The sequence below is a fragment of the Candidatus Nitrosocosmicus agrestis genome, from assembly GCF_008389435.1.
GTDB lineage: Archaea > Thermoproteota > Nitrososphaeria > Nitrososphaerales > Nitrososphaeraceae > Nitrosocosmicus > Nitrosocosmicus agrestis.
On sequence record NZ_VUYS01000008.1, the window covers coordinates 124930 to 136726 of the forward strand.

The 11797-nt window shown below is 34.3% G+C and carries 14 protein-coding genes and 1 tRNA gene; 6 read left to right on the forward strand and 9 right to left on the reverse strand.

Annotated elements, in window-relative coordinates; genetic code table 11:
• Positions 1 to 73 precede the first annotated feature (73 nt).
• Both F1Z66_RS06940 and F1Z66_RS15345 read right to left on the reverse strand, forming a co-directional pair.
• A complete protein-coding gene (locus F1Z66_RS06940) occupies positions 74 to 1801 on the reverse strand; it encodes an outer membrane protein assembly factor BamB family protein (RefSeq protein WP_149862877.1) in 1728 nt (575 codons plus the stop codon).
• Positions 1802 to 2039: 238 nt separating this feature from the next.
• Entirely contained in the window at positions 2040 to 2213 is a 174-nt protein-coding gene (locus tag F1Z66_RS15345) for a hypothetical protein (protein ID WP_154670502.1), read from the reverse strand.
• Positions 2214 to 2917: 704 nt separating this feature from the next.
• On the opposite strand from F1Z66_RS15345, the gene F1Z66_RS06945 reads away from it, so the two are divergent.
• On the forward strand, positions 2918 to 3343 hold the full coding sequence (locus F1Z66_RS06945) for a DoxX family protein (protein ID WP_149862878.1): 426 nt from the start codon (positions 2918 to 2920) through the stop codon (positions 3341 to 3343).
• 546 nt (positions 3344 to 3889) lie between these two features.
• On the opposite strand, the gene F1Z66_RS06950 is transcribed toward F1Z66_RS06945, so the two are convergent.
• Positions 3890 to 3981: transfer RNA gene (locus tag F1Z66_RS06950), tRNA-Ala, on the reverse strand.
• A gap of 114 nt (positions 3982 to 4095) precedes the next feature.
• Here F1Z66_RS06950 and F1Z66_RS06955 point away from each other — a divergent pair.
• Genes F1Z66_RS06955 through F1Z66_RS06965 form a run of 3 tightly spaced genes read left to right on the forward strand, consistent with a single transcriptional unit; the run spans position 4096 to position 6385 of the window.
• On the forward strand, positions 4096 to 4944 hold the full coding sequence (locus tag F1Z66_RS06955; RefSeq protein ID WP_149862879.1) for a sulfurtransferase: 849 nt from the start codon (positions 4096 to 4098) through the stop codon (positions 4942 to 4944).
• A 19-nt stretch (positions 4945 to 4963) separates the two neighbouring features.
• Positions 4964 to 5293, forward strand: a complete 330-nt coding sequence (locus tag F1Z66_RS06960) for a hypothetical protein (protein ID WP_230207480.1) — start codon at positions 4964 to 4966, stop codon at positions 5291 to 5293.
• A 57-nt stretch (positions 5294 to 5350) separates the two neighbouring features.
• Positions 5351 to 6385, forward strand: a complete 1035-nt coding sequence (locus F1Z66_RS06965) for a 4Fe-4S dicluster domain-containing protein (protein ID WP_149862880.1) — start codon at positions 5351 to 5353, stop codon at positions 6383 to 6385.
• A 14-nt stretch (positions 6386 to 6399) separates the two neighbouring features.
• Here F1Z66_RS06965 and F1Z66_RS06970 read toward each other — a convergent pair whose 3' ends face one another.
• Both F1Z66_RS06970 and F1Z66_RS06975 read right to left on the reverse strand, forming a co-directional pair.
• Entirely contained in the window at positions 6400 to 7152 is a 753-nt protein-coding gene (locus F1Z66_RS06970; RefSeq protein ID WP_159357319.1) for an adenylate/guanylate cyclase domain-containing protein, read from the reverse strand.
• A gap of 322 nt (positions 7153 to 7474) precedes the next feature.
• Complete coding sequence (locus F1Z66_RS06975; RefSeq protein ID WP_149862882.1) at positions 7475 to 7849, reverse strand: hypothetical protein; 375 nt, start codon at positions 7847 to 7849, stop codon at positions 7475 to 7477.
• Between the two features lie 451 nt (positions 7850 to 8300).
• On the opposite strand from F1Z66_RS06975, the gene F1Z66_RS06980 reads away from it, so the two are divergent.
• Positions 8301 to 9578, forward strand: coding sequence for a site-specific integrase (locus F1Z66_RS06980; protein WP_149862883.1), 1278 nt, complete (start codon positions 8301 to 8303; stop codon positions 9576 to 9578).
• A 17-nt stretch (positions 9579 to 9595) separates the two neighbouring features.
• Here F1Z66_RS06980 and F1Z66_RS06985 read toward each other — a convergent pair whose 3' ends face one another.
• Together F1Z66_RS06985 and F1Z66_RS15350 are read right to left on the reverse strand one after the other, a co-directional pair.
• Positions 9596 to 10516: an SDH family Clp fold serine proteinase gene (locus F1Z66_RS06985; RefSeq protein WP_149862884.1), complete on the reverse strand. Its 921-nt coding sequence runs from the start codon at positions 10514 to 10516 to the stop codon at positions 9596 to 9598.
• A 5-nt stretch (positions 10517 to 10521) separates the two neighbouring features.
• Complete coding sequence (locus F1Z66_RS15350; protein WP_154670503.1) at positions 10522 to 10668, reverse strand: hypothetical protein; 147 nt, start codon at positions 10666 to 10668, stop codon at positions 10522 to 10524.
• Positions 10669 to 10802: 134 nt separating this feature from the next.
• On the opposite strand from F1Z66_RS15350, the gene F1Z66_RS06990 reads away from it, so the two are divergent.
• Positions 10803 to 11297 carry a DUF2321 domain-containing protein gene (locus tag F1Z66_RS06990; RefSeq protein WP_149862885.1) on the forward strand — a complete coding sequence of 165 codons (495 nt, stop codon included), beginning with the start codon at positions 10803 to 10805 and terminating at the stop codon, positions 11295 to 11297.
• Positions 11298 to 11341: 44 nt separating this feature from the next.
• On the opposite strand, the gene F1Z66_RS15355 is transcribed toward F1Z66_RS06990, so the two are convergent.
• Both F1Z66_RS15355 and F1Z66_RS06995 read right to left on the reverse strand, forming a co-directional pair.
• The gene (locus F1Z66_RS15355; RefSeq protein ID WP_154670504.1) at positions 11342 to 11500 is read right to left on the reverse strand and encodes a hypothetical protein; all 159 of its coding nucleotides are present in this window, start codon (positions 11498 to 11500) and stop codon (positions 11342 to 11344) included.
• A gap of 23 nt (positions 11501 to 11523) precedes the next feature.
• Positions 11524 to 11676 carry an AbrB/MazE/SpoVT family DNA-binding domain-containing protein gene (locus F1Z66_RS06995; protein WP_159357318.1) on the reverse strand — a complete coding sequence of 51 codons (153 nt, stop codon included), beginning with the start codon at positions 11674 to 11676 and terminating at the stop codon, positions 11524 to 11526.
• Positions 11677 to 11797 lie beyond the last annotated feature (121 nt).

Here is an 11797-nt window from a genome sequence, read left to right on the forward strand (position 1 = left end):
AAAACCAACTCTATTTCTTTGTACTGTTTACACTGTTCAGCAGAAAAGTAATTTGGATTAGTTTTCAATATAACTATTTTAATCCAAAGGCCACTATTGAACCTCCAACATCATCATCATTACCCGGCAAGTTTACTTTGTCGGTGGGAACAAATAGCATCCCATTGCCTATTGAAATACCGACTGGAGAGATGGCAGCACTAACATCATATTCCCACAATTTGGCACCTGAGGTTTTGTCAAGGGCTAAAACTATGCCTGATCTTTTGTTTCCATCAAATTCTATGTATCCTGTATAAACCACTCCATTGGATACTGTAGGTGATACTCTGGGAGGGAATTTAGTATCTATCTTCCATTTTATGTCTCCATTTTTCAGGCTGATGGCATAAATAGTGCCATTTACAAGGCCCTGTTCGATTGAATCGTGTGGAGCTTCTTTATGTCCGCTTAATCCATCAGTAAAGAAATTTAGACCCCGATTTGTAGCTGTGATGTACAAAGTATCATTATCAACCGCATGATAATTGTATACACCGTAAGACCAGGTCATTCCTGTTCCATCGGGTGAGGGAATCTTATCAATATCAATTTGTTTTCCTAACGTAGTCCACCAAATTTCTTTTCCAGTCTTTGCGTCCATAGCAATTAAATTTCCGCCTTTATCGTGACCTATCACTAATTTTCTTTGAGTTCCATTATCAAATTTCACATTGCTAACACTGCTGCCCCAAGATGTATCCCAATCATGTGTATCAGGCACTGCAATTTCCAGTACTGTCTCATGTGCAATGAATGGAGTTGACCAAATAATTTTGCCATTCTTTATGTCTATAGCAACCATATGATTTGAATACAGATTAGGTGTCATCCTTGTACTTGCATTAAAATTCGGCGATGCACTGCCTAAGGGAATATAGGCAATTCCATTATCGCTATCTATGGACCCACCAGACCAAGCAGTAGCCCCTCCATTTGGCGGATTTTTATCAGGATCAACCCAGTCACCTGAAGTGGTATCTATATTCCAGATAATTTCTCCATTGGTTCTATTCAAAGCTGTTACGTTTCCCTTTACATAGCCTTCACCTGGAGGTAATCCGCTTCCTCCGGAACCAGCCAAAACGTAATCATTCCAAATAAGAGGTGGAGAGTTAATAGCATAACCTAAACTGGTATCACCCAATTTGGGAGATTCCCATAGTATATCTCCGTTTGAAGCATCAATTGCAACTATTTTTGCCTCTGTACCCACCGTTGAGTAAATAATGCCGTCCGAGAAATACAGCCCCATTGTTGGTCCACCGTTAGTTTCAGTTTTCCATTTTAATTTACCTGTAGAAAGATCTATAGCAAATACATTGCCAAGATAGTCTTGAAAGTAGCCCTCATCGTTAATTATAAGTGGAGGCTCTTGAATTTCAACCGTATTATTAAATCTCCATTTTATAACCAGCTCATCAACATTGGATTTACCTATATCGGTTTGATTACTATTCCTTGTTCCAAAAATGTCATGATTAATAAAAATCCAATTATTCTTGTTAATTTGCTCCATCCCAGTCTCAAAAGTCTGAGGAGATCTTTGTTGATTACTTGAGGAAGTTACTGATGACTTTTTCTCGTTTGGATTGTCATTATCAACTTCAGAACCAATAGTGACGAATCCTGGGATGTGTTGCAAGTTGTTTTGAGCATATCCAGAAGAAAAAAATGATGATCCCAAGACCAAAAAGGCTGATGTCATGACAAAAAATAATATTATAGTGTTACGCGTATTATGTACAAAATACTTTTTCACTAAACTTTTAACGACCACCTTTGATAAAATTCTTATTTTTTTAATTTTGATATGTCAAAGTAATTGCTTTTCTATGTAGAATTTTTGTCGATAAATTTACTTAATTTTAATTCATACGTATTTGTAGTAGATCTATTTAGTATTCATAAAGATTTTGAGTGAAAAGGTTGCCGTTTTTACTATTGAATGCATTGGAATCTATAGATGTCCACTCGATCCATCACTGTCAATAGGTAACTTATTGATATTTGGAATTTGGAGTTAAATAATCATTATTGCGTTGCGTTTTTTTAAATACTTCAATTTCCCAAAAGCCGCCAACTAGTATTACTTCCTTTATTTTGGGAATCTTTTCATCATGGCTTTTTCTCAGATGTTTGTTTATTACACTGACTCGAAAATGAAATTTCACTTCTTAGACACCTGAGCCTCTTTTCTGGGTTAAAAATATGAGCAGATAGAATTAACTCAAGATCCAAAAATAGGATTTCTTGCAAAACCTTGAAATAATGCGGTAATCAAGTTCTCGCAATTATTTTCAGATACATGTTGTCAAGTTAATTTGAGTCAATCGAAACCATGGCCAAAGAAGATTCTAAATTGAAAATTAATTGCTGGACTATTATGACCCTAAACAAATAAAAAAACAACTGTAGAAGTATACAAACATAATATATCCATTTGATGGCTTATTTATCTAAAGTCGTCCAAATTTATATAGAGAAACTCATTACAATTCCAATTCAAAATGCGGTTGCAATATGAATTAGTGTGGCTGCCAAAACAGTATAATGTGAATACAAACCATGACCTGACCAAATATAATCCACACTGATGATAATTACCTTAGGAAATTATACTGTATTTTGTGTCAGGTAGTGTCATTAGTGCATCACCAACTATTATGACATTATAACAAAGATACTTCTCTGCGAAAGGTAAAACCCATCCTAAGTTTTTCCATGGGATTTGCCATGAGGATTTATTGATAAAAAAATTATGAATTACTTAAATAATTAGCTAATAGAATGGAAAAACAAACAAAAAGTATTGGCCAATGTTGGAATTCTTCCTTCAAAGGCCGATCTATAAAAAGGATGATTTTCCTTTTTTATTATGCAGATCGAAAAGATTTCAGCTTTCTCACCATTACCTATAAGAATAATGGCAGGAGTGGCCTTCATACTTCATGGTATGCCAAAATTTAATGATTTATTGGGAACTCAGGGTTTTTTTGCCTCTGTTGGCATCCCGGCTGATTTGGCACTTTTAATAGGATTATTAGAAGTAATCGGTGGAATTTTGCTAATAGTTGGTTTAGTTACTAGGGTAGTGGCAATATTGTTCGCAGTTGAAATGATGTGCGCTATCTTGATAGTAAAAGCAGGGAATAGCTTTATGGGACAAGGGGGTTTTGAAGTTGATTTGTTGTTAATGTCCATTTCGATTAGTCTTGCGATCTCCGGGCCTGGGAGATTATCGATAGAAAAGGAGATAATCAAGCGGGAAATATTTCCTAAAATTTCGTATAAAAAAAGATAATATATAGCACATAAAGAATCGTTAACAAAATGTTCAGCGAAAAAAATCGCGATAATTCATCAGCCTTTTGACAACTTAATATCCTCCCAAAAAAGAGATAAAATAAAGTAAATGATACGGCCGGAAAAAACCATCTATCTATTTTTTCTTTCTAAAGTATTAGTGGTTTTTTCAAATTTATTTGTCAGATCTTGAGTAGTTGTTAAAATGTCTATCGTATTTGCTGTGAGCAAAATAAAAATCTGTATTTTTCCACACGACTATATCATTTTTTGGTATCGATCTAGAGGTGTGAATCATAATTCTGCAAAGCAAAATGGTGTTTATTTATGTCTGATTAATAGGGCATAATGCTCGATGGAATACATCTGTAATGACTTTTACATATCTCCTCAAAAATGGAACTCAGCGTCGATTTTTTGGTTCTCCAACTATGATTACACTTCGTTCAGCGAAAGAACTGTGAACTTGTTTATCTAATGATGAACTCTGAAATTCTGATATCATTGTAACAGAGAGGGAACTGAAAATCAAAAAGAAATAAGGTGGACCGGGTGGGATTTGAACCCACGACCACCTACGTTTCCTCTGCCTTTAGCATGCAAGGCAGGTATTCTACCAGTCTAAACTACCGGCCCATCTATAATGATTTATTCAAGAGTGTTATTGGTTCTATTTTATTGTTTTTATAATATGGAGAATTGATCTAGCTTTTCCAAATCTATTAAATATTCAAACGCTGTAAATAAAGTATGGGTAAAGATTATGCCAACAAGGACGTACTTTGCGAGACTGATTGGGTTAACGATAATCTGAATAATCCAGACATAAAAATATTGGAAGTGGATTACGATGTTGAAAATGCCTATAAAGAGGGTCATATTCCGAACGCATACATGGTTTGGTGGAGAAAAGATATCAATGATGATTCCACTAGAGATATTATAAATAAGCAACAATTTGAGCAACTCATGTCCCGTTTGGGTGTTAAGAAAAGTGATGAGTTATTACTTTATGGTGATTTTAACAATTGGTTTGCTGCCTTTGCTTTTTGGGTATTCAAATATTTTGGTCATGAGAAAATCAAAATAATTAACGGTGGGAGAAAAAAGTGGGAAAGTGAAAATAGACCGTACACAAAAGATGAACCACCTCAAAATCAAAGTGTTTACAAGGCGTCTGCACCAGACGAGGGTGTTCGCGCATATTTGGAGGATGTAAAACGCGCGCTTCGAAAACAGGAAGTCGGGTTAGTAGACGTGAGATCCCCAAAGGAATTCAAAGGTGAGATTACTGCACCTCCTGAATATCCAATGGAACATGCCCAACGAGGGGGTCATATCCCAGGAGCGAAAAACATACCTTGGGTTCAAGCGTTAAACGATGATGGCACTTTTAAATCTGCTGAAGAACTTGAAAAATTATACCAAGGACATGAATTAAACCCTGATCAGCATATAATAACATATTGCAGAATAGGAGAACGTTCCTCACATACTTGGTTTGTATTAAAGTATTTGCTGGGATATCCCTCTGTAAAAAATTATGATGGTTCATGGACGGAATGGGGAAATATGATTGGCAATCCAATAGAAAAATAGGATTGATTATAGACTAAAAATGAGTGACAACTCCAGCACTTCATTTTCAATGGATGATCCTATTAGAAAAGGAAGGTTCTATTTTATATTCGAAGACAATCACTCTTATATTTTGTATGATAAAACAAAAAGAGGCCTGGAAATAAAAGATACTTTTACTGAAGAGCAGACAGGAATCACGTTAGAAAAAGGTATTATTTATGATATGGATGGAAGGGGTCATAAGGTACCCATAAGGTGGCTATATCCAAAGTCAAAATATGATCTTGATCATGTCTTAGAAGCTGCCGAAAGAATGGAAAAAAAATATCGTGAAATAAGGGAATTGACATGTCCTGATAGCGACTAGAGAACTTTTTTAAAACAAATAACTTTTAATATCCTTATTGGGGAGTACTGGTATTCAATGTCTCTGTTGCTATCAGACAAGGTCTGGGTAATGCTATCTGAAGTTGCAAAAAGAGGTATTTATCCAACTCACGGGGCAAAATTAGGAATTTACCGTTTGCCTGTTGATCTTTATGGACAGTCGGAAATGAGTGGGATTATGAATGAACTCAAATCTTTTGGATATACTTTGGACACATTCGCAGATCGAGTTTTTGTCACAAAAAAGTGGGTAGAAAAAGAATTCGATATCTTTACAAATCAAGAGCAATCTGCAGAACTCTATGTAACCGTTGAAATTGTTACTGGAGAAGTCTTGGATTTAATATATCAAATTAGACCGATAGAGGCATTTGGAGACTTTTACTGGGTTAAGAATTATAGGCAAAAAGCCGATATTAATGCTAAAATTATAATCGATAATATCTTGAGAAATACAAAAATTGGCCAGAAACTGATTGGATATTATCAAAAGATTCAGAAATTATCTCAAGAAGAAGCCATTAAAAAATTGGAACAAATTACACCCCTGGCCAATTCATCGAAGAATCTTGCAGATGATAAAAAACCTTTGACTGCATCGTCACCTCCTCCTCAAAATGCATCGCAAAAGCTGGAAACACCTGTCGCAGAAGTGTCGCCTCCTCAACCACAAGCGGAAACTCCAGTAACCGTTCCTTTATCGGAAAATACGACGCTTCAATTGACCGGTACTGGAACTAATCATACCGCCGCTGAAGGTCCTATAGATGTAGGGTTTAAATCCTCCAGACAGCCTGCCGGAAAGTTTCAGGGAATTCAAGTATGGGGACCGTACGATGCTCCGGGTCAGTTAGGTATTTGGGGAACAGATGTTTGTGTAGATTTTGATATTTGTGTATCAGATGGTGCTTGTATTGACGCATGTCCTGTTAACGTATATGAATGGTTGGATACGCCAGGTCATCCTGCATCAGAAAGAAAGCCATTTATGATTAGAGAAAAAGACTGCATATTTTGTCTGGCTTGTGAAAACGTGTGCCCTCCTCAGGCAATAAAAATATTTAAAAAGTAAAATCACATCTGGAATTAATTATTTTTTTTATTTTGCTCTTTTGTGTATTTGTAGATGCGATATGAAAGGTTGTTATTAAATTTCATAGTCGATGTCCACTTTGAATTGTTATCATAAAGTGTAACTAAAGATTTCTTTAATGAACTGTCTATGTTATTATAGGCGTTTTCACCCACTACTATTTCGTTTGGGTAGGCCACCGAGGTTATTTTAGCTGCGATACTGATGCTAAACCCGATCAAATCTATATGTGCATGGTTGATGTTCTTACCATATAGTATAACCAAGGCTGAACCATATTCGATGCCTATTTTTATGGCAATTTCACCTAAAGAATGCTGGCGAAAGATGGGATTAACTCCTTTAGTTATTGTTTCCTGTATGTGCGTTGCGCATTCCAATGAATGTTGGATTGCTTGGTTGGGATTGAAATCCGAAGGAAACAAAGCAATTACTGCATCGCCAACAAATTTTAATACATATCCGCCAAACTTAACTACCGCAAGACTAATCTCTTGGGAAAAAATCTGAATTATTAAAGATAGGTTCGCCGGTGATATGTCCCGTGACATTTGAGTGGAACCTGCAATATCTACATACATTACGACTATATTAGCGTTAGAGTTTACTTTTCGTTGTAAAAATTTTCTACAAGAGTCTGTAGATAAATCGATGAACAAACCATTATTTTCAATGCTAAGTGCAACCCTTTGCTGTATGCCTTTCAAAAAGGTAGAATCATCATCTTCTTGGTTTGGCAATTGCAATACAAATTATTGTGTCAAGTGATTTATAGTTTGATGTATCTTGATTAACCATACTGTTCGCTTTGATAAAAAGTTGGTTATGTACCGCAATCAAAAGTTATTTTCATTTCGCCATGTTTATATCAATCCAGAATTTGAATTAACAGGAAAGTTTGTTAATTTAAACATTATGAAATATTTGCTACATGACAAGAGGAATATTTGTTCCAAAATACCATATAATTATCAAATTTTGGAAAAAGTAAAGTAGTTGCCTAGCCTCATTTAGTATCGATGATTGTTTTAACGCTATTTCTCTGACTTAGGCCATAAATAGGGGATACTACCAAGGAGCCTTTCCATTATTTAGTAAATAGGTGTTAAAATATTTAGCTTTGATATTTACATCGTAAGCTTGCCAGATCCAAAATATTAGATAAACGATTCCAAATGGTATGAAAAAAAATGTCAATGCAACAAATATCCACCCTATAATGAGTAGCGAAACTCCTCTTGCTAGCCTCCCTATATATAAATGTCCTATGCCATTAAAACCTATTATCCCCGCAATCAAAGCAATTGCCACTGCTGCCTTGGTACTTTTGGTTCTGGTCGCAATAGCAACGGCATTGGCATTGTTTTGAGGTTTTCCACATGAGGGACAAAATGAGGCATTTTCTGAGGGAAGATCTCCACCGCAGTTTCTGCAGAAAACCATTGTCTTATTTTAATTATATCAATATAAAGAGATTATTGACAAATCCTTGTTACAATACAAGTGTAAAAGAAAAAAGACTAGTGGGGGTTTAGAAACATGTCATATTGCAGAGATTATATAGTTTTTATCAATATTTTTTTAATCCCTTATTCAGGTATGAACTAAGGCGTGATGAAAAAAAACGATGGATTTACGATCTGGTTTAATAGGGTTATATTTGCCCTGTGCCCTGCAGCATTACCGTTCTGCTACAACTATATACATCTTTTTTTGAAATTTTTCTCTGTTACAGGATCGAGTTGTATATTTTGTTATTTTTTACTCTCAAAAGAATTGATGGGCTGTTTTACTTGTTTAAATCAACTGAAAAATGGAATTTGTCGATATATTAAACATATATCCAAAACAATAGGAATTATTTTAACTATATAGTATATTTAATAGCTAGCAATTGCCATATAATCCAGTAAGGATGGCAAAAAAACATATCAATAATGGCGTGACCGTATCGGATAGTGAACAAAATGATTTTTCTTTAAATCAGGGGCAAGAGCCTAAAGAGCTAGAACAATATGAAAGATATTTACAAAAATACCTCAGACATCCTGCTTATAGAAATTTCATAGGTTCGCTAAAATCATACTCCACCAAAAATAACTATTCATTTAATCTAGCCAAATACCTAAACACAGAAGTAAACAGAAATCTTTCTCTTGATGATATTATATCAAAAAATCCTAAAGTTATTGAATCTGAAATAATACAAGAGATAATAAAACAACAAGAAGGCGATAAACTTGGTTATTCATCATCTCACATATTCTTATCATCTTTGACACATTTCTTTGCGATAAATGATATTGTAATAAATAGACGAAAAATAAAAAAATTCCTTGGAGAAAATACACTAAAATTTGAATATAGATCTTACACCATGGAAGAAATTTCCAGAATTTTGGAAATCTGTGATAAAAGAGATCGAGTTGTTGTTTTAATTCTTGCATCTACAGGTATGAGGGTTGGCGGACTGGCCGAAATAAAACTACAAAATCTTAAAAAATGGATCATAGATACAAAGGGAACTCATGTTTACCAAATTACAGTATATGCAAATTCTCAAAAATCCAAATATCAAACATTCTGTACACCCGAAACAGCAAAAGCAATAGATGAATATCTTGAATTGAGGAAAAGATGTGGTGAAAACTTGAAACAAGATCCCAATACTGGTAATTGGATACCGAGAGAAACTCATCTTATAATAAAGCAATTTGATAAAACAGGCTATATTCACTCTACTGAACCTATCACACCTCTAAATATTAATATTAAAATCATGCTTCCCAAACTCCATCAGCTCGGTATTAGGAAAAAAACACTAATGACTGAATCATCAATTCCATTACAAAGGGGAAAAACTGCCAGAATTAGACATGAATTGCATCCCTGTCATTCTCTGCGCATTTTCGCAATAACTCAGATGCAGAGAGCCAATCTTGATAAAACGATACGAGAGATGTTGGTAGGGCATGACACAGGCTTAGATAAAGTCTATTACAAGCCGCAGGATGAGGAAATACTGCAAGAATATCTAAAAGCTGTAGATTTGCTAACAATCTCAAACGAAAACAGACTACAAAAACAGGTAGACTATTACAAAGAAAGGGAAAGCGATCTATCTAGAATGAGTCTTGAATTAGCAGAGATAAGGGAGAAGTTGGGAATATGAATTAACATTTTAGTATTTTATTTTCTCTTAGTCCCAATTGAAGCTATATTAACAGACATTCCAAGGGAATTAGTTTTGCTTTCAAATAACTTTGCATTATTTGTAACCTGTGCATGATAGATTGTTCTTAAAAATACCTCCCAAATCTTTTGCCAAAGATCCGAATCTTTATCTAATTCATCAACATTGAGTTTTAATTTTTCTTTTGCTTCTTTGAAATCAATAGGTTTTCCATGTGATCGATAAGTTGTACCATCAGAAAGCCAGTTTGCCACCAGTTTGGCTTGTTCGGGATTATCATTTAGCATATATTCTTCAAGCCATTTTTGTGCCGTAATTCGGGATTCATCGATTGCTGTGCGACAAATTGCAAGATATTGTGGTTTAAGTTGCTGAAGCATACCATAATACAGATTTATTGGGTCTCCTTCCTCCTTTACCTTTTTTCTTATGTCATTTAATCCATCTAAATACGCTCTTGCAGGAATGAATCCCTCGCCTCCAATTAATTGTATTTGTGGATCAATTGAGCCTAATTCTGAACCATATCCCATACAAATTTTATCTGAGCCTAAACACATGAGAGTCGCGGCGGATTTGGCGTAAAATGGAACAATTATTTGAAAACTATCAGGAAATCTTTTTCTAAACATTTGCATCAACTTTTCGGCTGCGTTAGGATCTCCTCCAGATGAAGTTAACATTAAAACACCTTTTTTCTGGTCTGAAACGGTTCTAAGAATATCTTCCATGAGAATGGCATCTTGCAACATTATTCCTGATCCTGGTTGGCCTACATTTGCAGTATATGTAATTACAGCACTTTCAAGTGTTTCTTTAATCTCACTAATTAGATGTTGTCTTTTTGTTGCATCATTTGGATCAATTATATTGCGAAAAATTGGGCTATTTTTGTTATTTATATCCAGATTTTCCAATTGATCTAACTCGCGTTATTATATGAAACTACATAAATCTCATCGTCATTTGGAGTTAAGTCGAGAATTTGCTCAAGCTCTTTGATTGCATTCATATCGTTGTTTGATTTTACACTCGAGAAAAGTTCAAGAAATTCCTTAATCTCTGTCATTCATACTTATTTCAGGTGATTAAGGGTTCTGTAAACTTGTCGTCAGATCAAACATCTTTATAGAACTGTAAAAAACTTTCAGATGAAAGAAAATAAGAATTATAAAATAACTGATTTCATAATAACAGATTTAATTGATTAGAATTGGTGAAAATACTTATTATCATGCCATAATTTGTCTTAATGGGCATATTATATCCGATTCTATAGAATCTTTTGAAACTAAAATGGGGTTTTGTAAAGATTGTGGTAAACCTACAATTAATAAATGTCAAAATTGTAAAAATCCAATTCATGGAGACATGTATATTCCAAATTTTGTTAACGCGATACAAATGGAGTCACCATCATTTTGTTATGGATGTGGCAATCCTTATCCTTGGACTAAATCAAAAATTAATGCATTAGAAGAATTGATTGATTTTGAAGAAAAACTTTCTGAAACTAATAAAGAAGATCTTAAGAAAAACATTAACGACATTATTAATGAAACTCCACGAACAAAAATTGCTACAATTAAATTCAAACACTTGTTAACAAAGATGGGAAAAGAAACTGGAATAATGGCAAAAAATCTTGCAGTTGAAATGGCTAGTGAAACCGCTAAAAAATACTTCTTGGAGAAATAACATAAATGGATAAAGCTAAGTAGAACAATACTATATTGTGGAAGCTACTTTCGTAGCAACCACAATACAAAAGATAACCCAAGAGCAGCTCCTGCAAAAATACCCGCTTGAATCCATAGTCTTTCAACTACTTTCCAAGGGTCAGAATACAAGTCTGGATTGTTCTTTTGATACTCATTTATGTTAGAAAACACAGAAAGCATTTAATTTGAGTATCATTAACAATTTATTCTTTTTTTCTTAAAATAATATAATCTTCTTTATCTTCCAATTCAATTTCATCACCCTCTTTCAAATCAAAAGTGTCTCTTAGTGGTTTTGGTAAGTTTAATCCAACGGAGTTACCCCATTTACTTAACTTAGTCTTAAATTTTGCCATTCTTATTTTATTAAACATCTAAAATATTTAAGTATATACATTGTCTAAACGCTTAAATATTAGTCTATATAATGTATAGACATGAGCAAACAATAACTATCCAATCACAGAGAAGAATCGG

Coding starts and splice junctions, on each gene's coding strand:
- F1Z66_RS06945 (WP_149862878.1), top strand. CDS start 2,918: ATGCAGATCGAAAAGATTTCAGCTTTCTCACCATTACCTATAAGAATA.
- F1Z66_RS06955 (WP_149862879.1), top strand. CDS start 4,096: ATGGGTAAAGATTATGCCAACAAGGACGTACTTTGCGAGACTGATTGG.
- F1Z66_RS06960 (WP_230207480.1), top strand. CDS start 4,964: ATGAGTGACAACTCCAGCACTTCATTTTCAATGGATGATCCTATTAGA.
- F1Z66_RS06965 (WP_149862880.1), top strand. CDS start 5,351: ATGTCTCTGTTGCTATCAGACAAGGTCTGGGTAATGCTATCTGAAGTT.
- F1Z66_RS06975 (WP_149862882.1), bottom strand. CDS start 7,849: ATGGTTTTCTGCAGAAACTGCGGTGGAGATCTTCCCTCAGAAAATGCC.
- F1Z66_RS15350 (WP_154670503.1), bottom strand. CDS start 10,668: ATGACAGAGATTAAGGAATTTCTTGAACTTTTCTCGAGTGTAAAATCA.
- F1Z66_RS15355 (WP_154670504.1), bottom strand. CDS start 11,500: ATGCTTTCTGTGTTTTCTAACATAAATGAGTATCAAAAGAACAATCCA.
- F1Z66_RS06995 (WP_159357318.1), bottom strand. CDS start 11,676: ATGGCAAAATTTAAGACTAAGTTAAGTAAATGGGGTAACTCCGTTGGA.